Genomic DNA, 25,887 nt, shown 5'->3' with positions numbered 1-25,887 from the left:
ATGTTTGATAAACTCAGTAATAAGAACCTACACCACGTTATTAATTACTAAGCTTTTATCATGTATTTTTTCTGTTTATAATTTGCTGAGTGTAGTTTGAACATTTTTCCATCTGTACCATTATATAATCCCGGATTTGAGTTATACTTTATTAATTCATAGATTGGAATTGCACTGGTAACAAAATAATTTTTACCACCTTTAAACTCAGTTAAAACGTTCATATTTGAAGATTTAGGTAAGATGATACTTGAATTTCCCCATGAAGCAGAATTAGATGTAATTACTATACATGATAAATCACGACTTAAAGATTGGATAATGTTATCAAAGTAACGAGTATCATGATTTAACATTGGTATAACAATTAAATCAGCTAAATTTTTAAACAATGATCTCATCCAAATATCAGTCACTTCAAAACAAACATAATCAGCAAACCATACTGACTTATTTTTAACTATAAAGTTAGTTGTTTTACTAGGATCTTTACAGATAATACCTTGAGACTTACACCACTCTTTTTCACGATAAGCATATGTGTTTTTTTGTCTTGCGGTAACAAATAAATTTCTATGTTTTTTACCATCTACATATGAATATGTTGAAATCAAAATGTTGAAGTATTGATTTGAAACTATAGTTGGTTGAAGTCCAAATGTAACATTGATTTGCAATAATCTAGATAATTGAATCAAAATATTTATCCAATTTCGATATACATACAATTCTGGAAATACAATAAGTTTTGCATCGTCATGTTTTGCCATAATAAACCACTCAATAAATTTAACAGTCTCATCAAAAGTAGGTTTAAAATCAAAATTTTTTAATATCTCTGATTCTTCATATGGAATTTTTATATGTGGTTGACCAACTACAAAATTTTGATTTTTTTCACTTACATTAGTTTTAATCTGAGTATACTGATAACCATTACTTTCACTTGTCTCTATAAGGATTTGTTCATCATCATATTTTTTATTTACTTTTTTGTAATCATTGATTGTATCTTTCAAAGGCTTTAATCTTCCAGTGAAGATATTAACTAATTGATCATAGAGCATAAGATCACTTAAATGGACAAAACTTAAATTATTTTTATAATAATCCGTTAGATTTTTATTCAAATCAAATTCGTTTAGATTATCAAAATTTTTAATTAAATCTTCAATGAGATTTTTTCGTCTAAATAATTTGCATTTAATTAAATTTTCCCTTACTTTACTTATAGTTGTGTTTCCATTTATTTTGAATTCTGAATATGCAATCGAAATTAATTTGATTTCTTGGTAGGACTTTGAAAGTTTCGACTTAACAAGACGAATTTTCTTGGTTCTTACATTTACAAGTGATAATGCATATCTTGATTTGATCAGTTGATCAATTAAATTACTTATTTCATTAAATTTTTCATTGTCCCCATAGATATGAAGCCATTGAAAAATCTCCTTCCATAAAGTACTTTTCGTTATACTTGTATCCATCAAATATGATTTTATCTTTAAATAGATTTGATTAATTGTAATGTTATCATAGACAACATCATTAAAGATATAATTCATATAAATCAAACTTGTTGATAAGGGTAAGTTTTTTAAATGAATCTCCTTTATTTTTGAGTATTCAGAATAATCATTTGATAATCTTTTTTTCTCAAATCTTATATACATTCTAAAGGATTGATCTTCTTCAGAGTCTTGTCCATAATAGCCATTGTTGTTTTTTTCTTCCAAAAACAACTTAAATTTTTTCATCTCAATTGCATAGTTACTTTGGTCATATATGAAAGATTTAGTTTTTTCTGTGTTTAATTCAATTATCATATTGTTTTCAGCGATAAATGATTTAACGGCCCTCATGTACTCACTTTCATTTACATTTCCATCAAAAATAACCATCACATCATCAACATACCTTCCGTAGAATAATACATTTGGTTGAGCTTTAATATGACGATCAAATGAATCTAAATATAGATTTGATAATATTTTTGATGATGATAACCCAATTGGTAGAATTTGATCACTGTGCACTATGTTATTGGTTATTAAATCTACTGATTTAGTATACGTGGTATACAACTTATTGAGAAAAGTTGTTATTGCTTTTATTTTTGAATCACTTTTTTTTATTATTTCATTTAAACAGTCAAACGGATTAATCACATTATAAAAATATCTCTTAAAATCAGCAGTTATTAACGTTATTTGGCTTTTCTTAGTTAATGAATCTTTAATTTCATTAACTGTATTATCTACCCATAGATTATATCCATTTGAATAAGGTTCAAACAAATAATTACTTTCCCAATCTATTTCTTTTGTTTTCTTAGATTTAAATAACCTATTCACATCTATTCTATTCGCATAGGTTAAGGATTTGTTTGAATGAAATGGTAATTTTTTTGAAATTAATATCGTCCAAATGGTATCTAATATATGAATTTCAATAGGAGCATTAATCATGTAATTTAGTTCTAAATTATTTTTTTCATCAATCTTTTTATAAAACGGGAAAAAGTTGATTCGATCCATTAAATACGTTTGATAATTGTCATCTTGCAAATCATTTTCATAAAATTTGGAAAGTTTTTCTAATTTACTGTTTAGATTTTTACTTTCAAATTCTATTAACTGTTTTTTATACAAGGTCAAGTTGTTATCATAGTAAACTCTAAATTTAAATTTATTGTATGCACTCATTACAATATTATTGATATTATTTTTCATCTTAAATCCCCTTTATATATTTAGGTGAAAATTCATTAATTAACATTATATGATTTACTTCATTCTTTTTTTATTCTTATTAAAAACATCTTCATTGAAAAATATGAAGATGCTTTTCCTTTAAATTATGCATATAACGAGTTGTCTTTTGATATCTTATTCATTCTAATGAATTATTTATTAAGTTTGTTATTCTTCTACAAATTGTTTATTAATGATTGGTAAAGCTACTGAACCATTTATTGTTAATAAGACTGTTAAAACAACTGTTCCACCTACTGTTAATGCATTATAGAATGAATAAAGAATTGGGATTAACATAAATAGAATAAATGCGTATGATATACCATATACTAACTGTCTTGCTAGTTTATTTGGAATATAGTTTGTAAATATTGCAACTAATCCAAACAGTGCAGTAAAAGCGAATAAGAATGATGCACCTTCTAGTGTAAATGTTGTCACTAATGTTAATAAGACATTAAACATAACACCAATATATAAAGCATCATCATTTGATGATTTAAATTTCTTAATCATAATGACTGCAAGTCCTATCATCAATAGTGCTGTTGGTATTTCAGTTAATGATACTCTAGTGTAAGTCACACTAAATGGCACTTTACCAAGGAATGCAACAACATATCCATAAATTAGACCAACGACAACCATCAATAAGAATAACAATAACCCTTTAAATAAGGTCTTTGTAAAGGTTGTTTTGGTTAATGTTTGATTTTTAACCTTTAAGAAGGTTACAAATCCAAATAATACAAGTAATAGGAACGCAAGAATGATTGCGAAAACTTGCGAGTAATTAATCATAATACCAGCAAAGATTGTAAAGAACACTTGATTGGAATCTGCAGTAAAGTAATTATCTTCTATATATTTACTATCACTGATGAATTCTCTAATAACTGGTTCGATTTGAGAACCCATATGTTGAATACTTGAGATATTTATAAATTCATATCGATCAAAAGGTGTATGGTAATTATCAAGTCCAGCAAGTACAGCAAAGTTTAAACCTGGTTTACCAGTTTCCATGAGTGGTGTAAAGTCTGTGAAGTTAGGCATTAACTCGTAGACTGCTGTTGCCATTGAATAGGTAACTGGATAATTTGCTTTACGGTATAAATCAATAACTTTTGCATTATTTGCAGATGTTTCAAACATATAAGCCGGTCCATGACTACCACGAGACTCTAAATTAATAATGAATTTAACATTATCCATTAATGTTTGTTCTGCTGCAGCCATGATTGCACCATAGAGTCCAACCTCTTCTGCATCCGTAAATAAGAAGTAAATAGAGTTCTTTGGATTGCTATCTTTTAAAAGATATGCAAGTTCTAACATGGTACCAACACCATAACCATCATCCATTGCACCGTATGAACGACCTTGTTCACCAGTTCTTCCAACATGACCTCTTGAGTCATAGTGAGATACTAACATAATACCTTCTGGGTTTTCACCTGGTAAAACACCTAGGACGTTTTCAACTGGATATAAAACTTCATCTGGATCAAATGATGGATAACTAGCTTCTAGCTCTGTTTTAACTTGATCGACTGTATAATTAAACTCAGTCACTCTAAAAGGACCTAAATAGTCACTTAAAGTTGAGATTAAATATTGTCTTACATCTTCGTGTGCATCACGATCATAGTAAGAATGTGGTTCTCTTGAAATTACTTCAATATGTTCTTGGGCACGTACAGCACTAAATTGAGTCGTGTCATTTTTAGCTGATGCACCTGGTGTGTATAAAACAAATAAAGACAATAATAAAGTAACCGCTAAAAAGATAATCGGTAACTTTTTAGTATTAAAAAATGCTAAGGTTTTCATAAAACCCTCCTTATACCCTGTACTACTTATTGTAGTACAAAATACTTTGAAGGTCAAAGGAATAACCTTAGCAGTTAATTGATAATTATTATTGATATGGATCCATCATTGGAACATTTGATTCTTTTTCTTTAAGTTCAATGACAGCTGCATCTGATGTGATTAATAAAGAAGCAATACTTGATGCATTTAGAATTGCGTTTCTTGTAACTCTTGTTGGGTCGATGATACCTTTTTCAATTAAGTTTACCCATGTACCTTCTTTTGCATCAAATCCAAAGTTCTTAGGTTGACGTTTTTGTTCTTCTACGATAGATTGTCCATCAAATCCAGCATTTTCAGCAATTTGATAGATAGGTACAAGTAAACTATCTAGAACTGCCTTCATACCTTTATAAACATCTTGATTATCATGTTTTAAAGTATCTTTTAGTTCTTCATGTACTTCAACTAGAATTGCACCACCACCGACAACAATACCTTCTGCAATCGCAGCTTTAGTTGCATTCAGTGCATCTTCAATTCTGAGTTTCTTTTCTTTTAATTCTGATTCAGTTGCAGCACCAACTTTGATGATTGCTACCCCACCAGTTAATTTAGCTAAACGTTCTTGAATTTGTTTCTTATCATATTCTGAAGTTGAATTTTCTATTTGATTCATTAATTCATCAATACGTTGATCAATTGCTGATTTAGAGCCTTTTCCACCGACAAGTGTTGTTGTATCCTTTTTAATGATTGCCTTACTTACTGAACCAAGGTCAGTTAATTTAGCATCTTTTAATTTCATTGAAAGGTCTTTTGTATAGAAAGTTGCATTGGTAACAATCGCTATATCACTTAACATTTCTTTTTGTTTGTCACCAAAGCCTGGAGCTTTGGTTGCAACTACATTAAATGTACCTCTTAATTTATTTAAGATTAATGTAGATAAGACTTCATTTTCATAGTCCTCAGCTATCATTAAGAGAGGTCTATTTGTCTTAATAACTTCTTCTAAAACTGGTAAGATTTCTTGTATTGTTGAAATCTTTTGGTCTGTCACTAAGATATATGGATCTTCAAACTCAACAGTCATAGTTTCTCTGTTTGAAACAAAGTATGGAGAAGCATAACCTTTATCATATTGAAGTCCTTCAACAACTTCAAGCTCTGTTTCAAAGCCTTTAGATTCATCAACGGTAATAATACCGTTTTTTGTTACCTTATCCATTGCATCTGCAATGATTGAACCAATTTCTCTATCATTTGCAGAAACTGATGCAACATTTTCTATATCTGCTTTTGTTTCAATATGTCTTGTTTTTTCTAGGATTTTTTTAGCAACTTCTTTACCAGCAGATAGAATACCTTCTCTAACAAGTACTGGGTTTGCACCATTATCAACTGCTCTAAATCCTTTTTGGATCATAGATTGTGCAAGGACAGTTGCAGTTGTTGTACCGTCACCTGCTTCATCGTTTGTTTTGTTTGCTACTTCATAAACTAGTTTTGCTCCCATATTTTCATATGGGTCTTTAAGTTCAATTTCTTTTGCTATAGATACACCATCGTTTGTAATGAGTGGTGAACCATATGATTTTTCTAAAATGACATTACGACCTTTAGGTCCTAATGTGATTTTTACTGTGTCAGCAAGCTTGTTGACACCAGTTAAAATTTTGTCTTTTGCAAATGAGCCATATCTAATTTCTTTTGCCATAAATATCACTCCTTTGTTAATATTTAATTTTATTCGTAGATGGCTAGTATGTGCTCTTGTTTGATGAGTAAGTATTCCTTACCATCAACTTTAGTCTTTGTACCTGAATAGGTTTGATATATGACTTTATCATTTGTCTTTAAATTATCCACTTTAGGACCAACAGCAACCACTACACCAAATGATTGGTTGTTCTTCTCTTCAGTGGATAAAATAATACCAGATTTGGTTTTTTCTTCTTCTTTTTCAAATGATAAAACCACATAGTCATTTAATGGTTTCAGCATTCTTTACACCTCCATTTCTGGCACTCTCTCACTTTGAGTGCTATTTCAATTATTATTATAATCAAGTTAGTTTTCTTGTCAACACCTTGCACAAAAAAATTTTACAAAATAAAAACCGAAGCAATCATTATGTTCCGGTTAAATCAATTTTATGCGAAAACTTGTTCTAGGAATTGCACTGTTAATTCTAAGTTTTGGAAAGCTTCAACTTCATTTTCAATAAAGTCAAATTGATATTCATGTACATAGTCCTTATCATAAATCATTGATGGGAAGTATGTTGTTACATCAACACCTAATTGATTTTGAAGTTTACTTGCAAGACTTATACCATCTTCCATAAATGAAACAGTATTCGCATCAGTAATATAAGATGCTGGGAAATCTGCAGTTACTAAGTTCACGATATTTGTGTAATCAATATATGGTGAATTTTTCCAATCTTTATACCCTAGATAGGACCAACCTACTTGATCAATGAAGAAATCTAGTATACCTGCAAGTGGATTTGATTCATTCTCACTACGTAAACGTCTTGTAATCATTTGATCAAATGCTTCTAAATCATATGGTCCACAATAAAGTAATAAACCAGCTAAATTTAAACGTTCATTTTTAGGAATGCCTAAGTTTTCTGATACAACTGGATTCGTTTGAATGAGTGCGTAGTTTGCAGCGATGTGTGCACCAGCTGAATCGCCTCCGATGACGATTTTAGAGTCATCTATATTTGTGTTTTTACCAATGACATCAAAGATGTGTTCTATCATTTCATTGACTTGAATTAAGGCACTTGGATAATTGTTTTCAGGTGATACTTCATAGTTCATTAAGACAACTGTATAACCTTCTGCTGCAAGTAATGCACCAAAGACTCTGATCGAATCTTTAGACCCTGACACAAATGCACCACCATGAACCCAAAGTACAATTGGATAAGTTCCTTCGGCTTTTGGTCTAATGATATCATATTGATTTTCGCCATATTTAGAAGGATAAGTAAGATCCAAATCAAATGCTAAATTCTCTTCAACATCATAGTATGCTTGTGGGTATCCTTCAGGTACATCTTTCCAAACTTGTCTTAATAAGAAAGATAAACCATTAGGTGTTGTAAAGATTGTTGCAAGTACTGCAACAACAAGACTAAAGAGAACGAATGTAATGCCAATGAAACTAATTAATACAAGTTTAATTGTTTTCATTTGAAGTTACCTCCTTCTTTCTATTGAGATACTCTAAAGTGATAAATGAAACTGCAATTAATACGCCTAAAAGTAATCTTAACCACCATAATCCACTAAACATAAATGTACTGACATTTATTAATGTAATACATAATAAACTTAATATAAATGCTAAATGATTGATCCATGGTTTGATTGCTTTTGGATTAATCTTTTCTATGTCTTTGTAGAATATAGGCATAAATGAAACAGCTGATGCTAACCATAAGGTTATTAGTAAGTTTGTGTTTTTAGCTTGATGCATAAAGAATGAGGCATAGATAGATGAGATTAAAAGTGTGACTGCTATCACAATAAAGACTAATTTCAAACTGTTAAAGAATTCAAATTCGCATCCATGTTTCAATAGTTTTCTCTGAGACACCGTATTTCTTACTGAGTTCACGATAACTTATCCCTTCTTGCTTCTCTTTTATGATTTTAAGCTTATAGTCTAAATCATATTTCTTAAATGTTTGACCTTTCTTTGCCATAAAAAAACACCTCCATAATTTGATTATAGAAGTGTTTGTTTAAGTTTTTTATTTTATTGATTTGAATACCCTTTTTTTATTGTCTACTAAATAGGGTTCACTTCATGAGTTCTAGTCTTTGAATTCTTATTTTGGAAGATATCTTGATACAATCTCTAATATTTCAGAGCCATATTTGTTCACTTGTATTGAGTTTAGTTTGCATTCAAAAATTAACTGTTGTGTAGTTCTCGGTAATGAACTTGAAACCTTATCAATTTGAGCATTTGTTAGGATGAAATATGCTGGTAATTCTTTGTTTCCTTCAATCCATTTACGTTTTCTATACTCTTTTAAAAGATCAGTTAACTCAGGTTTGTCAACCTCTTCAATTTCTTCTAAAGTTAATAATCTTGCGCAATTTTCATCAGACTTAGGCTCAAAATATTTGTTTAGTATTTCATAACCATATTTGGAATCTGCTCTATACTTCAATGTAACAAAAGGTAACACATGTTTATAATAATTCGTATCATTTTTAGTGAAATTAGAGTATGCAAAAGCAGGATTTTGTTGTTTAAATTTAATATACGTAGGCACAATAATATCATTAAAAATAAAATCAAACAATGGATAACTACTTGATCTACGTACAAATGAATTATAATCTTTTAGAAGTTTAATTTGCCCAATGTCGTTTTGAGATACAAATGGCATGAAATCATTTGTTCTCATAGGAAATAAAGTATCTTCCTTGTTAATTTGATATCTCAATTGATCATTGTAATACATTTTCGTTAAGAACCCTAAAACACCTAACATCCAAAAAAAACCATTTTTAGCCATACCTATCATTTCTGGTGGATTGTCATAATTTTTAGCAACTGCATTTTTCCATCTATGATACTCAACTTTTAAATATTGGAATGATTTTAAAAGATCGGAACTATATTTATTCTTATAAATTTTTTTATAGTAAGGTTCATGTGACAACATTTTATTCTTACTGTTTCTTGCTAACCCAGGATGTTGATATACAAAGGAAAAGATCATTTGTCCTAATTCATCATTGGTTGCATTTTGCCACGGTTCCTTATAAATTGATTTGTTTATCTTCTCACCACGTTTAATTTGAAGATATATCCCAATATCACTCATTTGTCTCTTTAATTTGTGTTGATCAATTCTATTCGCAATTAAATCCTTAGTTTTAATTGGTTTCTGTGTATTACTTGTTTCAGCAATTTTAGTTAAAAACATTAAATTGTCATCGTAATTTTGATATTTAGGTTTAATAATTTTGCACAATAATGGAAAATCTTCTTCAAATTGTGTATTTCCAATTAAATTAGTTGTTTGTCCACCATTTACAATTGAGAAGTTAATCAAATGAATAATATTCCGTTCAATCCAATAATCTTCACAAGTTATTGTTATACCATTATTAAAATACCAAAATTTATCCGGTTCTTCTTGAATGGTATATTTGATATTTTCATCTATCTTTGCAGATTTTACATAATATCTTAGATTACTTGCAAACAAACCATGATTGGCTGATTTTTGAAATACATTTTTTAATGATTTAGCTGATATACTTGTTACTAACGATTTTTCTTCACCATGAATTAATGATGTATCACTCATTAATTCAAGTTGTCCATCTTTTACATATAGTGTAGGTGCATCTATCTCATAAATAAACTCTTCAACATCTTCACCAAAAATGATATTATAACTTATCGTACTTAACTGACTCTTATAATTAGTTATGACATCTTTTAATTCACTTTTAAATTTGAAATCTAAAAATGCATCAGATAACAAAACTACTCTTAATTCATCATGATTAATTGCATTTAAAGTCAAAAGTCTTTCTCTAACTAATCTTGTATCATTATTGCTTAATGTTAATGCACTGATAATCAATTTATCAATTTTATCTAATTTCGAAATTATTTTGCTTGGTTCTAGATCTTCTTTTTCAATCGTTGCATAAACATCAAAAGTTTGTTCGTCAATTTCACTTGGTAAAATTGCTTGAATGTATGCATTATGAATCATAATCTCTTCTAATTCATCAATTTTTACCTGATCTGCATTAAAAATCTGATAATATAAAAACAATCTTGGTAATAAATCCTTCAATGGTGAATGATAACTGATAACTGTATAATCATTTTCAAAATATAAGTCCACCAACTCTTCATAGTACTTACTAAACATAATTATCCCTCTTTTTGTCTTATTAAGTCTATTAGATCATAATATTGAAAATAGAGCAAGTATTTAGTACGGTATATTTCTTGTTATTTTTATTTCAAAAAAAGTGCATGTCATCAACATGCACTCAAATAATTATTCTTTATGTTTAATTGGGAAAATACCCGATACTGGTAAAGTGAACATAAATCCTGCACCATTCTTGTGTGCTTCACCAATTAATGCTCTAATTTCTTCAACAACGACTTTTACTTTTTCTTCTTCTGGAATTACAGTAAAGATTGTTTTTGAACTACCTTGTGTAATTGAAGATTTTGCAAATGGTCCGCCAAGTAATGCACCAAATAAACCTTCGTTCTTCATAATTGCTTGAGCCATACCTTCTGAATCAAGGATTGTTGCACCACGAAGTTTTAATTCAACAAACTTTTCTAGAACTTTATCTAGATAAGATAAATCATTTAATACTAAGAATAATACTTGCATAATTTTATTCTCCTTCGATGCCTTCTAGGCCTGAGATTTCTTCTAAACGATCTAAACCATTAATTTCTCCAGCTTTTTCAATAGCAAACTTAGCAAATAATGGTCCTAATGTTTCATAAACTAAAATAGATAACATAATGATTGTTGAAATTTCTTTATACATATGAGGCATTTGTGTAAATACAATTGCGAGTAACCCAATTGAAACGCCACCTTGTGGTAATAAAGCAATACCTAAGTATTTCTTAACGGTTGGTTCTGCATTCACCATATTTGCTCCAACTGCAATTCCACTCCATTTACCAAATCCACGTGCAAGAATGAATGCACCAGCAAGTAATAGGATTAATGGGTCTGAACCTAGGATTGCAAGATCTAATGATGCACCCGCTAATGTAAAGAAGATAACATAGAATGGTGTAGCAAAGTCATTGATTGCACCAAATGTCTTTTCTGGTTTCTTAGCAAGGTTCGCAATTGTCGTACCAATCATAATATTTGCTAAAAGTGGTGAGAATGAGATACCCCATTCTTCTGTTATACCATTTAATAGAGTTAGTCCACCAACAGATAAGAACACTGCAACTAATGCAATTACTTGTAGATCATCTCTTAACTTATCAAATTTATTGACAATAATTGATAATACCCAACCTGCGATTAAACCAATGATAATTGAACCAAAAACTTCAATAAATGGTTTAGCAATTGATAACCAAACAGGTGGAATTTCACCAAGTGGTACTAAACTTTGAGCAATTGAGATAAAGAATCCAAATACGACAATACCATAGATATCATCAAGTGCTGTAATAGGGAGTACTGCTTTTGTAACTGGTCCATATGCTCTATATTGACGCATAACCATTAGTGTTGCAGCAGGTGCTGTTGCAGCTGCCATTGCACTTAAGATTAATCCAAATGCAATATTTTGATTAGTAAATGGATTATATCCATCTGGCATAATGTATTCTGGTTTTGGTAAGAAAAATAATACAGTTAAGACAACAAGTACTGCACCGATAACTTCGGTTGTTGTCATAACAAGTACTGCTTTACCAACTTTTTTGATTGCTTTAATAGAGAACTCAGCTCCAATTGAGAAAGCAATGAATGCTAAAGCAATTTGTGAAATAAAGTTTAAACCTTCATTTTCTTCAATCGTAATAATTCCTTTAAATCCTGGAAAGATTAATCCTAATGAAGGACCTAATAATAAGCCTAAAACTAAATAACCAGAAACATTAGGTAATTTAAGTTTTCTGGCTATAATTGCACCAATAAAACCGACAGCTAATACGATGCCGATTTTAAAGATTAAAAGATAAATTTGATCCATTCGTATCACCTCTTAGAAATATGTGTATTTTTATCCCTTAATGACTCCTATGAGGTTAGCTGACGGATTCAGAGCATTAAAGTGCCCTTACATATATTTCTATACGATTCACCCCAAAAAATTGGTTCCCCCACTCGAATGGATTCGGAGTACGACATATCTAGTATATATGAATATATATAAAAGTCAATTATGCGTGATGGATTTATATCAAGTTTAGAATCTGAAATTAAAGCATAAATCTATTTATGTTAATTTTTTTATTTTATCAACTAATTTAATAAATTTATCAATCTGCTCAACAGTTAGAAAAAGACTATCCTCTGAATTACTTATTCCAGCAATATCATTGAAATTTCCAAAAATCTTTTTAGCTAAATCAGCTTTAATAGCTTCTTTATCTTTTGCATTTTTAATAAAACTATCTATCGAATATAAATCAAGATGTGTAAGTCTTGTCCTTAATTCAAGTTAAAAGTTTTTATGTGCTAACCTTGCGCAATAAGCAGATGCTGAACCTAATGTTAATGTAATAAAAATACGAAGAATTAATTGTATCCAATCATTAGGAATGCCAATTAAATCATTATTAAAAATACTTAAAACACCAATGGTTGCTGTTGAAAGAATAAATACTATTGATAAAATCTGCCATATCCATTTACCTACCTGATATTTATCTGCTGTTTGTTTATACACTCCAGCTTGTGCACTTCCATTTATTAGACCAACTATTTCTTCAACCTTATTCTTATATTCATCTAGTTCTATCGAAATAGTTTTTATCAAACTTTCTTTCTCTGTTCTAAAATCTGTTTTGATATTATCTATTTGTAATAATGTATCATTAATAATTTTTTTATAATCTTTACTTTTTACCGAAATATCATTATCAATCTTTGAAATTCCATTTTTCCTTTTTTCTTCTAAAGATTCAATTGTAGTCTTTAGTTTATCTTCAAATTCATTGGCTAATGATGATATTTTGTCTATTTGTGTAATATTTTTGTTTAGTTTATCTTCAAGATATTTAAGTTGCTGATCACTAGATTTTTGTAATACTCTACTATTGGCAGGTCTTCCTAAAATCAAAATTTTTACCAGTTGAGTTTGCATCTCTCTATAATATCCAAAAAGTTGATCAAAATTTGAAATTGCTGTATGCACTGAAGATTTTTCTAAAAATGGGTTAATACTACCGCTCAAGTGCTTATATGTATTATCAAAAATTGTATCAATCGTTTTTCCTATCAAATCAATTCCAAAATTATTTGGTACTGAACTTAATCCATTTACTATACTGTCAGTTAAATTTAAACCAACTATTATTTCGTCTTTTTTTGTGTGATCAATCAATTCACTAAATTATTTCTTTTATTTTTGCTTGTATATCATCCTTTAGTTTACTAATTTTATCTGTGTTCATTTTTTCCCTCTTATTCTAATTTAGTATTTCCAATAAAACATCTTTAATATAAAGATATCTTCGAGAATAATCATTTTTAATTCTAATAATTTGAATATTATTATCCTTACATATATCTTCTTTCAACTTATCCCTACGTTTTACATCTATATTTGACTGATGTTCATCTCCATCTAATTCGATTACAAGTACTGGTATTTCAGATTTATTAAATATTTTAAAAATCACTAAATCAAACTCTGCTTTTAAACCATAATCATATTTAACAGGATTGGTAAATTTGTCGAGGATGGTTGCAACTCTTACTTTTTGTCTAACTATATATTTGGATCCTAGACTCATAATATGATTAATGGTTTCAAAAAATTCTTCTTCTTTTTTTGTATTATAGTTTTTAAAGTTTGCTCCATTAATAAACTGTGTTGTTTCTGATTCAGATAGTTTAACTTCTTTACCTTGCTTCTTAACATATTGTATTAATTCATATAAGTCATTAGAAATTGTAGAACGTTTTTGAATCTCATAAAAATCAGACACTAATATTAGCTTTTTCTTTGCTCTTGTAGTAGCAACATTTAATAACTCTTGATTATTCTTTACCCAGTCAAATGTTTTTTCATTTGTATTTTTGGTGACTGCAGTAGAAATATATATGACATCCTTTTCATCACCTTGGAATGTATGAATCGTACCTGAATGAACATCGCTAAGACCTTGGTCCTTTAAATATGCCTCTAAAAATTCTGCTTGATGCCTAAATGGTGTGATGATACCAATATTCTCATCCTTTGACTTCTTAATGTGATTGATAATTGCTTCAATCTCTTTCATCGAGACATTCTTTACTTTAGATTTATCATCACTCGTATCAACTGATATATATTCTAATGCATCTGGTAATTGATTATTTTCAGGAGTTTCAATTTTCAGTTGTCCTCTATAATATTTCCTATTACTAAATTCAATGATATCCTTTCTAGATCGATAATGATAACTTAATAAAATAAACTTAGATATTGTATCTTGCTTTTGCATGGTGAGTAAAATTGAATTTTCTAAATAATCGTATGCAGATGAGATTCCAAATTTATTGACTAAAACTCTATTTGTTTCTGGTGCTATTGTAACTACTGGTTTTAATTGATTTTGATCACCAACAAGCATTAGTCTTTGACCTCTAGAAATCGAAAATAAGGAAGGACCAATTGCACATTGCCCAGCTTCGTCTAGAATGACCAAATCAAAAGAAGGTGTTTGTTCACCTAATCTATGTGCAGATTGATTTGTAGTAAGTATGATAGGACAAATTCTTAATAAGTTCTTAAAGTTCTCTTGTTCAAGTAAATAACTATTAAATTCATTAATTCTACTTTCATCATCCGCTTCACTTTTAATGATATTTAATAATTGCTCATTCTTCGGTTCAAAGATTCTCTTTAAATATTTAATTGATGTAAAGAATAACCATGTATAGAAAGCATTATCTGCTTTTGTAATATAGTTTTTTACATCACTATCTTGTATGACCTTAAGCTTGCTCAACTGTGCTTCTTTTTCACTCAAAATTGATTGAATAGCTATACTTCTCATTGAATCTTTTAATCCTTTATACATGGATTTTAATGTGTCTATTTCTTCAATGAGTTCTAATCTTTCTTCGTAGATATCAATTAAACTATTCAATTCCTTCATATTGTCTTTTTTATTTTTGGCATGAATGTTTAATTTTTCTTCATCAATTTTATATTTTTCAATAAATGGTAGAAGTTCTCTTAAATGGTTCAAACTCTTCAAAACAGCTTCCCTGTTTCCTAAACGTAAAAAAGGTAGAGGTAGTTTTGTTTTTTTGTAAGAACTTTCTAAGCTTTGAAGTTTATCATAAATATCATTAATCGGTTTATTGTTGTTAGAGGCAATTAAAGCTTTTTGCCCATTAAAAAATGCCGATATTAATGTATTAATAATAGTTGCTGTTTTACCTGTACCAGGAGGTCCTTGTACATATGTTATTGGCTGTACTAAGGCATTATATATTACTCTTAACTGATCAATATTTGATCGATCATCTATTAAGACAACATCAAAATTCCTTTTTCTGCTTAACTTAGATTTATCCATATTGCCAAAGAACGCTTCTAGAGGTATTGTTAAAGCATCTTTTGATTTTGCAAGCTTTATTTGCGTTAATTCTCTTTCAATATGTGCATAGTGTGATCTTTTAAGTTCAAATATATATGGTCTTGTATCTAATGACTCAGTGGGTGATAGTTCTTCTTGTAAAAGATCTTTAGCTTCACCTGGGTTATCGATGAACATTTTGGTAAAATCATCTGTTTCAATATCTAAATAGTGTTTAAGATTATGCGGTGAATCTTCTACTTCACTTGCAAAATCATAATTGAATAGTGTCTCTGGGTTTAATATGAGTGATTTTTCTTTTGGATCAAATTGAAGTTCTTTATATGCAACAACAAATAACCCTTTTTTTGTTTTAATAGATAAAAGGTTTAATGCTAAAGTCACTATTTCATATTTTTTTTGACTATCCTTCTTAGCTAGTGTTTCCAAATTACTAACTAATTGGCTGATCTGTTCTAAATTTAATACGTATTTACTAAATGTTGGAATTTCTTCAAGTTTTGATTGGTCTATACCTTTAACCAGTGTCACTTCTTCTTGATATGCAATATTTTCAAGTTTCATACATTCATAGATATAGTCTAATATTTGATTATTGTATGAATCATAACCAAGCCACTCTAATTGATTAATATTTTTGTGGATTTTCTCTATAAGTTCTTCTGGTTGCTGATACGTTGTATTATCAATGACATGTGCACTTACGATTCTATCCATTAAAACACTAATCGATATAATTCCATTAGTATCATTATTTATTTTAGCAACATTAAAAGCATCAACAATAAAAGACTTACTTTTTATGTTGATGTCCTTAATCGCTATCCAATATTTAGTAATCTCATCATTAGAATTGCTATATTCAATAGCTAACCATTTAGCTGACTTGATTGCTTGTGCGATTGATTTTTCTATCATTAAGTACTTATCCCGTTGAATTTGTATTGTACTTCTATTATATTATATAATAAAGAAAAAAATCCAATCTCATTTAGACTGGATTTTTTTGTAATATTCTTCTGACAAAAACCAAATGCCTTTACTTGATTCACTAGTGGATTTTAATATTCCCTTGTGTCTAAGTTGTGTTGCTGCCCATCTTATATCATATTGCCAAGTATACAGTAAATCACCAGAATTTTCTAGCTGATTTTTATACTTGTTCCATATATATTTACAAATTTCAACGATTGTAGCTTTTCCACCATGAAAAATTATAGCTTCAATCAATAAGCTTTGTAGTTCAATTTTACTTATCATATAAATCCCCTTTTAAATTTAAATGAATTTATGCTCCTCATCTTTAATGCTACTATATACTAATATACTTTTGCTCAAGTATAATTTATCAATTTCAACCATTTGTTCAAAAACTGCTTCTAATACATTTACTACAATACTATTCCCTGCAAGTTTATATAGTACATCTCTTGAAAAAAACTTGGAATTTTTTCGTGTATAAAAATTGTTTTCTAATAAAATTTCATAGTCTTTTTCATCAAACCCCATCAATATAAAACATTCTCTTGGTGTTAAAAATCTATATTTTGATTTTCCATTCTTTGGATCAAAATATAAGTTACCTGAATTTGGATGTCTATCTTGTTTGGTAGTTATGGTTTGGACTCTGTTATTTACTTCATCATTTTCATTAACAATTTTGCTATTCAATTCCCAAATTTTTAAACGTGAGTTTGTTGCATTTGGCTGCGCTTCTAATGCTTCTTGTAAATAAACTGAATTTGAATAATCTCTTCTTAAAAATACATCCAATTTTTGTTTAACTAAATTCAATGTTTTGAGGTATTCCCTATTTTCTAAATCATGTTGAATCCAATAATTATTAATCGCATCTTTAAGTGAATTATCATCACCTACATATACACTCAACATAATTAATCTTTTTCTATATTGAGGAATTGTAAAATCTTCCGAATTAAGACGATATACTTTATTTATATATCCTAATTTTTCTAATTTTTCTTTCCATTGTTGAAAATTGCCTTCGTGGCGTTTAGCTTCTAATGCAGTGACGTTTTCAAGTAAAAGATATCTCGGTAAAGGCTGGTTATTTAAAACCTTCTCTTCTAATATTCTCTCAACTTCCCATAATAAACCGCTTCGCGTATTTTTATCCCTATCAATTCCATTTTTATATCCATGGAAAGATCCCACGTTTGATAAATCTTGACAAGGGAATGAATAAGTCAAAAGATGCGTCTCGTTTGGAATATCGTGACCTTTAGTTTCGGTGATATCAACTAAATTATTGTTGGCAATAATAGCATGATAAATGTTTTTTAAAAGATCCTCATTATAAAATTTCAGAGAAGATGGATTAATTCTTATTTTGCCATCCGCACTTAAAGGAAATTTATTTAATTTTTCAAGCACTTGATTTTTATCTAATACTTGAATATCAGTTGGTAAGGAACTTCCATTATGAATAAAATGGTATGCTAAAATAGCATGGATATTCCATTCACATGTCTTTAAAATGTTAACTTCGATATTCATCCTATTTGCAATTCTACTCAAGGCTTTGGCTTGTGATCCAATACCCGTAAATAATTCAACTACATTCATATTTGTCCCTCATCCGATTGCTTATTTAAATCATACCAGAATTCAATTCAAATTGCAAAGTTTAAATTATATTTAAACTAATACACCAGAATCTTCAAGTTTTTTTCGAACATTCCAAGCAATTTTGTATTGAGATTCAGATGGAATTCTCTTTGGAGAATCTTTTCCTAATTCACTAATCGTATTCCTCAAAATATCTGCTTCATTAGATGTAATAATTCCTCTAATTAAACCTTCTTGGGCTAATCTTTCCCAGTATTTTCCATTTTCGGTTCTTGCTAAATTATAGATTTCTACTTCAAGAGAAATTTTTTCATCTAATTTAACTGATTTTTTAGCTATGTCAATCTCACTTTGCTGTAAATCAATACTAATCAAATCATTTAAGAACGGTTTAGATAATTCATATGGTATTTTTTTAAATTCTTCCCAAGATTGTTCTTTTTTGGCTTTTTCAGTCGGAATAACTCCTTGAGAATTATTGATAAATCTATCCGCAGATTGTGCGATTTTATCTACATCAAATTTAAAAGAATCATATATTCTCTGTTCTCTCCATATACGATTGAAATCAATTGTATATCCTTTCGGAATTAAATACATAAGTTTTGAAATTGTATATGGGACGATATTTAGTTTTACCCCACCTTTTTGATACCATTCAGAGTGTGCTACTAAATAATCAACATATTTATATAAAAGTGCAAATGCAACTGCATCTTTGAAATATTTTTCATTGAATATAGTTCTATCCTTTACCCACTGCGTATCAATACGTTTTGCAAATTCGGTCATATTATGAGCTTTACCTTTACTTACCCAATCTGGACGTAAATAAATACCGGCCATCAAGTACTTAGCTAAATCTTCTTTACTTAATACTTGATTTTTTGGATATTTCTTTTCAAACTGCTTAACTTTTGATGTAGAGTCTAGTTTAAATTTAAGTTGCTGATACTTACCTCGAGATCGTTCATAGTACCAATATGTCCCATGAAATTCACCCGGCATAGGAGGTGCAAGTACTTCTCTTGATAGTTTTTCAATTGTACGATGGAATGGATGATTTGAGAATAAGTCTGCTTCAGTAACTTTATTTTGACTATTTGCAAATCTAGAAATATTTTGAATCATGTCATCATAATTATTAGATTTAATGACTGTAATTTTCATTGGTACATAAATATCTTCTAAAGTAGCTTTATCCACCTTCCACGAAGAAGTTAACGATGCAGTTGTTTGACCACCATTAATAATTTGAAGATCTATAATTTTTTTAATAAATCTTTTATCACTAGAAAACTCAATTTCTTTGGCAGTACAAGCGATACCATTGTTATATGTAAAAAATTTGCTTGGTTCTTCTTTAATAGTTTTTCTAATACCCTTATTTACTTTTCCTTTATAACTTAAAAAAGCTCGGACATTGCCTTCTAGAAGTTTTGATCCATGTTCCCAATATATATCACTTAAAACTTTGCCTGGTATGATTGACAAATATGCTTCATAATCCTCACTTTTATTAAATTCTGCCTTTAAATATGCTAGCCCATCTCCATTTAAGTTTTCAAAATCTATCTCGATAGGTTCTTTATCACGACCGGAATTTATGACAGCATAGATTCTTTCGATATCCCAAACATTAAGTTCTACTCTTTTACCAACAAAATCATCAAGTTTAGTAGTTTTCACCATTTTACTTAGTTTCTTATTGGTTATAATAAAAAGTTTAATTTTCTCAATGCGTTCATCTTTGTTAGAATCAATAAAATCTTTAGTAAGTTTGTCTTGTAGATCTCTTGCTAATAAATATTCAGGTTGCGATGGGTCTATAAATTTATAAATTGAACCCTTATATACTTCTTCTAAAAAATTTAACATCCTTGATGACATTTGAATTATATCTGAATTTGTCAATGTTTCAGGTGAGTCGACATCTTGAAAATCATTTATCAATAAAACTAATGATTTATCTGTTTCATCAAAAGCAAACATATCAAATTTCATTATTCTATTGTTTGTTCCAGGTTTAAAAAATTCAAATATTGTTGGATTAAATATGTACTCCATATTTTGTAATTGATCTGACATTTTTTCTAGAAAGACACTTTTTGGTAAATCATTTTGAATATGTGCGTCATTTCTTACTTCTTCCATAAAATCAGTAATAAATTGTTCTAATGTCATAATTCTTCCACCTTGAACTTTTCTAACATATTAATAATTAATTCATATTTTATATCCGCAATTGCATTTGGTAAATCTTGTCTATTTAGTCTTGGAAATTTATGATTAATTCGAAAATATCCTTTTCTATTATTCACAAAAACAAATTGATCATAATATGATTCTCTAAAAAAATTAGCGCTAGCTAATTTCATTATGAAGTTAAGTCTATCATTATCTAAAGTAATCATTTTAAAGATTTCATTTACAACGGTGTTTAGAGTTAATCCCTTTGCTTCTGCACTCATCTTTTCTAAATGATATAAAATCATGTAACCTTCATTTTCACTATCTAACTGCTCTAGTGAGGATATCGTAACTGTGTCATGATTAGCCACTTTTACTTCATACCAAAAATCTTCAAAGGAAAAATCTTTTTTTAATGGTTCTGGTCCTGTCCATCCTTCAATAGCAGATGAAATTCCATATTTTCTTGCCAATACTTCTTTTAAGAAAATTAATTCACCTAATAATCCTTTAATTTCATTTTCGGATAAATATTTTCTATTAAAGCTACCAAAAGTTCTCCACCTGTCATATCTATTAACAATAAAGGTATAGCCATCATTTGGTGAAACTAGACGGCTACTATCAATTAAATCATTACAAAAAATATAAAACAAATCTTCATAATCATCATCTACCAGTGAAAAGCTTAAGATTAAATCATCGTTTAACATGAAATGACTAACTTCTATAGTTCGCGTACTCTTAAGCTTAGTTTTATTATATTTGCCTTTTAATCTGATGGTTTTTTGTCCGTTTTCGTTTAAACCAATCAATAATTCAAGAGGATGAAATTCATCAACTCTTAAATAATGAGCATTTAAACTAAATTGATTAAATTTTGATTTAGAGTCATAACTATTCATCCTCTTCACTTCCTATACTCATAGTATTTATCCAATTCGTGTTTGTATTTACATAAAATGCAATTGATTTTAATCCTGTTAGTTCATCATTTGCTGGAAAACCAAGGCCGAGACCAATTGGAATTAAATGTTGTAAGCTTAATTGATCAACATATTCATCAACATATTTTTTTTCATATTCATCAAATGAATTATCATCCTCTTTAACTTTTCTAAGTTGTATAGGATAAATAATTAGCAATGGATTTCTTCCTTTAATCATGAAAGTTGAGTTATACGCTCTTGTTAAATCACCCAATGACGCAATTTGAATAGAATTTAAGCCTATTTTTGTATCACTTTTTCCACCAAGTCTTCTTCTTTGACGTCCAATACTTATACAATCATCATTTAAGAACCCAAAACTTCTAGTTATTGGTCTGATTTCCAATTCTTCTAATTTAAATGATTCACCTTCACCCATGATTACAGCTACATCAAATTTATTCATTTTGTATTGCTGAATAAAACCTATTAGTTGATGTTTAGCAAAATAATTGTATACATTAGCCTCATGAACCTCAAATTCATTTAAAAAACTAATTACTTCTTCAGAGTTGATATCTTTTGCAATAATACCATTTGTTTCAACTGAAAAGTTTTTTATTTTACTCACGAATTCTTTGGTAGTACTCATGTTATTTCTTATAGTTTTTTCATTCGAACTCAAGAATGGAGTTTCTAATACTCTTCCAAATAAATCATATGTGTGAATAACCTTCTTAGTGGTTTTCATTTTCTTACGATCAGTAATTCCTAGTTCTTCGCTCTCATTTCTTACCCTAATACCAAATTCTTTAGGAGATAGTTCACTCTTAATCATTTTCTTTAAATCGTCTTTTAAACCTAAAATAGATTCAGTAATTTCTTTAAAATATTGGTTGGTTGATGGTAGCATCCAAATTCTACATATATCTTCATAGTCTTTTGGTTTATCCCTATAACCAAACCATCTACCCATTTGTAATAACACATCAAAAGTAGCAGTATTTCTATATAAATAACTTACTGTTAATCCTTCAAGAGTTAATCCACGCGATAATGCCAAACCTCCAATAACAATACATCTTAAACCGGATTCTTTATATTTTTGATAATCTAATGCTTCTTTGTTTTTTTCATTTGGAACTCTAAATATTTTTATGTTTTTAATAGAATCATAAAGAACTGAGTAAATTGTTTCCCAGTCATAAATTTCAACATAATGTTTTTTATATGTCTCATACAGTATTCTTATATTTTCATTTTTAATGTAATCATCAAAATCTAATTTTGAACTGTATCTTACATCATAAATGATTTTCTCTAACTTTTTTGAAACGATTTCTTCAATTTTATTTTGAACCTTAATAAATCTAGAAACATTGATTAACATTGATCTATGTGAGTTTTTAAAAGATTGCTCTCTTAAATCTCTAATTGCATTTGCTAGTAAGAAGGTATTAATTGCTTCAGTCAATGAACCAAACAATTCATGTCCGTCCCAATCTTTTTTATGATTCAATGGAAAATAGTCACTACTGTCTTTTATTAATTGAACATTTCGATTCGATTTGATAAATAATTTTTCAGATCCAAAATAATTAGATGGTGGATCTAATACGTAAATAAAATCATTTGGAAACAAGTCCTCACCTAACATCTCATCAACACTATCCGGATCAATAAAAATGTTAGCAAAAGGTGTAGCTGTAAATCCTACATAATTTCTTTTAGTGAATAAATCCAAAATTTCTCTAATTTCTTTATTGATACGTGTTGGATCATATCCTGGATCGTTGGTATTCACTGATGCATTATCAGCCTCATCATCAATAATTAACAATGACGAATTAATATATTTATTTGGTGGTTGGATATTTATATTTCTAAGTGAGTCTTTAATTTTAGATAATACATTTGCATTCTTTTTAGTAACAAATATATGTGGTGTGTTCGATTTTGGATTAATACGCATGGTAGTATTTTCACCACGAGTACCTGTAAAATCATTCTTTCTTGAGGTTATAGAATGAGGTATTTCAGTATTTTCATCGTGTTCTAATCCGACTCCAACCCAGCTTTTATTATAAACATCATACCCAATAAAACCTTCTTCTACTCTAATTTGAGTTTGTTCACGAAGTGATTCGGTTACACCAGAGAGCAAAATAATAACTTTATATCCTGCATCAACTGCTTTAGAAATTAAACCAATATAATTTGATGTTTTACCTGATTGTACATCCCCCATAACAAGTCCACGTCGTTTGAACTGTTCAGACGATGAAGGATCTCCTAATAAATTAACCATTTTATCCAAATTAAATTCTAATTTATCTAAAACTGCTGTACTCCATTTTTGTTTATATAAATAATTTCTATATCTATTCCAATAAAAATGTTTGATATTAGATTTTTCTTTTGTATACCAGTCCCTTTCATGCTCGTAATCATTTAATAAAACATATCCATCTGGTAGAAAAATCAAAAATTCTGAATCTATTTTCTTTTTTAGCTCTTTAATTTCATTTTCCGTTAATGATTCATAGGGGTTAATACGCTGATATTTGCTTAACAAATCATAAAAAACTTCATCATTATAACTTGTATATTTACCTTTCAAAAAGTCGAGATCATAAAATGATCTAAATAATTGAACTATTGAGTTTAAAGTTTTATCATCCATTAAATTTCTCCAATAACTTGCCTTTAATATTTGAACTTGCGAATGGTTCATATGAACAAATTTCATCAATTACTTGATGAATGGAATCTTTTGTTGTCCCCTTTAATTCTAATGCCCATTGATATGCTTGAGATATTATTAGATCCAGATCATTATCATTAGCTTGATTAATCTCTTTTTTATTTGCGACAGAATTATAAATGTCATTATAAGGAATTGATAATTCAATAATAGAAAAAATTTTATCTAACTCTTGAATGAATCGTTCATCCATTCTATCTATGTATTTTTTTAAAATAGGGGAATTTCGATCTATTTCATAGAATGCTTGATCATCTCTTAAATTTGCACGTTTATTCCAAACAGACCCTTTTTTTGTTTCAACTGTTCCTTTATATTCATAAATTCGTTTTGATTTTTCAATTGCTTCACTTATTTCTTTTTTTAGAGAATTTAATAGCTTACCAGGAATAACTGCTTGTTGTTTTTTAATATCAATCGACCATATATCATCTAAGGTATTAGGAATATCGACTCTAATTCGAGCATTCCGTGATAACTCTGCTTTAGGCTTGATTCTAAACCAAGTTCCATGTATCATTAATCTTCTGTTTCTATAAATATAAAATCCTTGACTATCAATTTCGTCTTTACCACCAAGTTTTTCATAATCTTTCTCCATAAGATACTTATGATACGGTAAGACGAATGCTTGCATCTTAACAATTTCTTTCTCTCCAGAAGATGTTGCAGTTTGAATTAAAACTTCATCCTTCATTATTGTTTTAGGGTGTGATTTTAAGAATGGATCAACAGGCGTAATCGATCGCTTGTTAATACTTATTTCAAGATTCTCCTCTAAATATCTGTGAAAAACAAGTGACAAATGCTTATCTAAAGATGCAATCTTTTTGGTAAATACATCATGTATATCTTGCTCAAAAATAGTAATATCTTTTTCAAGTGTGTCAAAATTATCCCAGTAGACATATGTAAATGAGACTAAATCTAAATACTTTGACAAATTTGGAAGCCTTAAAATTTCATCGATTTCTAATTCTTGTAAATCCCATTTTTTACTTTTGATAATAACATCTAAGTCCCATGTATATCCGTTAATACCGTCATTAGATTTGGAGACTACTGTCATTTTTTTACATTGAGATAATGAAGCTGTTTTTAATCCCAAACCAAAACGACCTAAATCATCAGGTTTTCGTTCTTGTTCCTTAATACTACCAAATCTCATTGCTTCAATAAGTTCTGCCTTATTCATTCCATTACCATCATCAATAATGGTAAGATATAATTTTTCATTCTTATTGACAGGATAAAACAAATCTACTTTTTTGGCATTTGCCGAAATTGAATTATCTATGATATCTGCTATAGCAGTTTCAAAATCATACCCTATATGTCGCATTGAACTTATAAGAGTAGCTGCATTAGGTAAATTCTCGATATATTTTGCCATTATAATTCCCCTAAAATAAAAGCGTTTTCTACGTATTATTGTATCATTTATATTATATAAATGAAAACTTTTAAATTTTTATTTATAAATTGTATATGAAATTTATGTTTTCTAATGAAAAAGAGCATTGCT

18 protein-coding genes and 1 riboswitch are annotated in these 25,887 nt (G+C 28.9%); all 18 genes read right to left on the bottom strand.

The features are described from left to right. Positions 1-47: 47 nt before the first annotated feature. Positions 48-2,732, bottom strand: a complete 2,685-nt coding sequence (locus JV173_RS00270; protein ID WP_205734288.1) for a reverse transcriptase domain-containing protein — start codon at positions 2,730-2,732, stop codon at positions 48-50. 189 nt (positions 2,733-2,921) lie between these two features. After that, positions 2,922-4,589 (bottom strand): M28 family peptidase, encoded by a 1,668-nt coding sequence (locus JV173_RS00265; RefSeq protein ID WP_205734287.1) that lies wholly within the window; start codon positions 4,587-4,589, stop codon positions 2,922-2,924. Positions 4,590-4,677: 88 nt separating this feature from the next. Beyond that, positions 4,678-6,291, bottom strand: a complete 1,614-nt coding sequence (gene groL / locus JV173_RS00260) for a chaperonin GroEL (protein ID WP_205734286.1) — start codon at positions 6,289-6,291, stop codon at positions 4,678-4,680. A 29-nt stretch (positions 6,292-6,320) separates the two neighbouring features. Then, positions 6,321-6,578 (bottom strand): co-chaperone GroES, encoded by a 258-nt coding sequence (locus tag JV173_RS00255; protein WP_205734285.1) that lies wholly within the window; start codon positions 6,576-6,578, stop codon positions 6,321-6,323. 149 nt (positions 6,579-6,727) lie between these two features. Further along, positions 6,728-7,783, bottom strand: a complete 1,056-nt coding sequence (locus tag JV173_RS00250; RefSeq protein ID WP_205734284.1) for an alpha/beta hydrolase — start codon at positions 7,781-7,783, stop codon at positions 6,728-6,730. Beyond that, positions 7,770-8,171, bottom strand: a complete 402-nt coding sequence (locus JV173_RS00245; RefSeq protein ID WP_205734283.1) for a hypothetical protein — start codon at positions 8,169-8,171, stop codon at positions 7,770-7,772. The genes JV173_RS00250 and JV173_RS00245 overlap by 14 nt, the downstream gene beginning before the upstream one ends. Beyond that, positions 8,149-8,298 (bottom strand): helix-turn-helix domain-containing protein, encoded by a 150-nt coding sequence (locus tag JV173_RS00240; protein WP_205734282.1) that lies wholly within the window; start codon positions 8,296-8,298, stop codon positions 8,149-8,151. Before JV173_RS00240 ends, JV173_RS00245 begins: the two co-directional genes overlap by 23 nt. Positions 8,299-8,424: 126 nt before the next feature. Next, positions 8,425-10,503 carry an AIPR family protein gene (locus tag JV173_RS00235; protein WP_205734281.1) on the bottom strand — a complete coding sequence of 693 codons (2,079 nt, stop codon included), beginning with the start codon at positions 10,501-10,503 and terminating at the stop codon, positions 8,425-8,427. A 132-nt stretch (positions 10,504-10,635) separates the two neighbouring features. Then, a complete protein-coding gene (locus tag JV173_RS00230) occupies positions 10,636-10,986 on the bottom strand; it encodes a hypothetical protein (protein WP_205734280.1) in 351 nt (116 codons plus the stop codon). 4 nt (positions 10,987-10,990) lie between these two features. After that, complete coding sequence (locus JV173_RS00225) at positions 10,991-12,325, bottom strand: cation:proton antiporter (RefSeq protein ID WP_205734279.1); 1,335 nt, start codon at positions 12,323-12,325, stop codon at positions 10,991-10,993. Positions 12,326-12,354: 29 nt separating this feature from the next. Beyond that, positions 12,355-12,485, bottom strand: a riboswitch (cyclic di-AMP (ydaO/yuaA leader). 311 nt (positions 12,486-12,796) lie between these two features. Then, the gene (locus tag JV173_RS00220) at positions 12,797-13,681 is read right to left on the bottom strand and encodes an MbeB family mobilization protein (protein WP_205734278.1); all 885 of its coding nucleotides are present in this window, start codon (positions 13,679-13,681) and stop codon (positions 12,797-12,799) included. Between the two features lie 85 nt (positions 13,682-13,766). Further along, positions 13,767-16,808, bottom strand: coding sequence for an AAA domain-containing protein (locus tag JV173_RS00215; protein ID WP_205734277.1), 3,042 nt, complete (start codon positions 16,806-16,808; stop codon positions 13,767-13,769). 69 nt (positions 16,809-16,877) lie between these two features. Continuing rightward, positions 16,878-17,150: a hypothetical protein gene (locus tag JV173_RS00210; RefSeq protein ID WP_205734276.1), complete on the bottom strand. Its 273-nt coding sequence runs from the start codon at positions 17,148-17,150 to the stop codon at positions 16,878-16,880. A gap of 18 nt (positions 17,151-17,168) precedes the next feature. Next, entirely contained in the window at positions 17,169-18,476 is a 1,308-nt protein-coding gene (dcm, locus tag JV173_RS00205) for a DNA (cytosine-5-)-methyltransferase (RefSeq protein WP_205734275.1), read from the bottom strand. Positions 18,477-18,548: 72 nt separating this feature from the next. After that, a complete protein-coding gene (locus JV173_RS00200) occupies positions 18,549-20,663 on the bottom strand; it encodes an AIPR family protein (protein ID WP_205734274.1) in 2,115 nt (704 codons plus the stop codon). Further along, complete coding sequence (locus JV173_RS00195; protein ID WP_205734273.1) at positions 20,660-21,574, bottom strand: PD-(D/E)XK motif protein; 915 nt, start codon at positions 21,572-21,574, stop codon at positions 20,660-20,662. Before JV173_RS00195 ends, JV173_RS00200 begins: the two co-directional genes overlap by 4 nt. Further along, positions 21,567-24,281, bottom strand: coding sequence for a Z1 domain-containing protein (locus tag JV173_RS00190; protein WP_205734272.1), 2,715 nt, complete (start codon positions 24,279-24,281; stop codon positions 21,567-21,569). The genes JV173_RS00195 and JV173_RS00190 overlap by 8 nt, the downstream gene beginning before the upstream one ends. Then, positions 24,274-25,755 (bottom strand): ATP-binding protein, encoded by a 1,482-nt coding sequence (locus JV173_RS00185; RefSeq protein ID WP_205734271.1) that lies wholly within the window; start codon positions 25,753-25,755, stop codon positions 24,274-24,276. Before JV173_RS00185 ends, JV173_RS00190 begins: the two co-directional genes overlap by 8 nt. Positions 25,756-25,887: the final 132 nt, after the last annotated feature.

The organism is Acholeplasma equirhinis, from assembly GCF_017052655.1.
In the GTDB taxonomy this organism is placed as follows: Bacteria; Bacillota_I; Bacilli_A; order Acholeplasmatales; family Acholeplasmataceae; genus Acholeplasma; species Acholeplasma equirhinis.
This window is presented reverse-complemented; position numbering and strand designations above follow the sequence as displayed.

What these genes read in the sequence shown, in the direction of transcription:
- JV173_RS00270 (WP_205734288.1), bottom strand. Translation starts at nt 2,732, where the DNA reads ATGAAAAATAATATCAATAATATTGTAATGAGTGCATACAATAAATTT.
- JV173_RS00265 (WP_205734287.1), bottom strand. Translation starts at nt 4,589, where the DNA reads ATGAAAACCTTAGCATTTTTTAATACTAAAAAGTTACCGATTATCTTT.
- groL (WP_205734286.1), bottom strand. Translation starts at nt 6,291, where the DNA reads ATGGCAAAAGAAATTAGATATGGCTCATTTGCAAAAGACAAAATTTTA.
- JV173_RS00255 (WP_205734285.1), bottom strand. Translation starts at nt 6,578, where the DNA reads ATGCTGAAACCATTAAATGACTATGTGGTTTTATCATTTGAAAAAGAA.
- JV173_RS00250 (WP_205734284.1), bottom strand. Translation starts at nt 7,783, where the DNA reads ATGAAAACAATTAAACTTGTATTAATTAGTTTCATTGGCATTACATTC.
- JV173_RS00240 (WP_205734282.1), bottom strand. Translation starts at nt 8,298, where the DNA reads ATGGCAAAGAAAGGTCAAACATTTAAGAAATATGATTTAGACTATAAG.
- JV173_RS00235 (WP_205734281.1), bottom strand. Translation starts at nt 10,503, where the DNA reads ATGTTTAGTAAGTACTATGAAGAGTTGGTGGACTTATATTTTGAAAAT.
- JV173_RS00230 (WP_205734280.1), bottom strand. Translation starts at nt 10,986, where the DNA reads ATGCAAGTATTATTCTTAGTATTAAATGATTTATCTTATCTAGATAAA.
- JV173_RS00225 (WP_205734279.1), bottom strand. Translation starts at nt 12,325, where the DNA reads ATGGATCAAATTTATCTTTTAATCTTTAAAATCGGCATCGTATTAGCT.
- JV173_RS00215 (WP_205734277.1), bottom strand. Translation starts at nt 16,808, where the DNA reads ATGATAGAAAAATCAATCGCACAAGCAATCAAGTCAGCTAAATGGTTA.
- JV173_RS00210 (WP_205734276.1), bottom strand. Translation starts at nt 17,150, where the DNA reads ATGATAAGTAAAATTGAACTACAAAGCTTATTGATTGAAGCTATAATT.
- dcm (WP_205734275.1), bottom strand. Translation starts at nt 18,476, where the DNA reads ATGAATGTAGTTGAATTATTTACGGGTATTGGATCACAAGCCAAAGCC.
- JV173_RS00200 (WP_205734274.1), bottom strand. Translation starts at nt 20,663, where the DNA reads ATGACATTAGAACAATTTATTACTGATTTTATGGAAGAAGTAAGAAAT.
- JV173_RS00195 (WP_205734273.1), bottom strand. Translation starts at nt 21,574, where the DNA reads ATGAATAGTTATGACTCTAAATCAAAATTTAATCAATTTAGTTTAAAT.
- JV173_RS00190 (WP_205734272.1), bottom strand. Translation starts at nt 24,281, where the DNA reads ATGGATGATAAAACTTTAAACTCAATAGTTCAATTATTTAGATCATTT.
- JV173_RS00185 (WP_205734271.1), bottom strand. Translation starts at nt 25,755, where the DNA reads ATGGCAAAATATATCGAGAATTTACCTAATGCAGCTACTCTTATAAGT.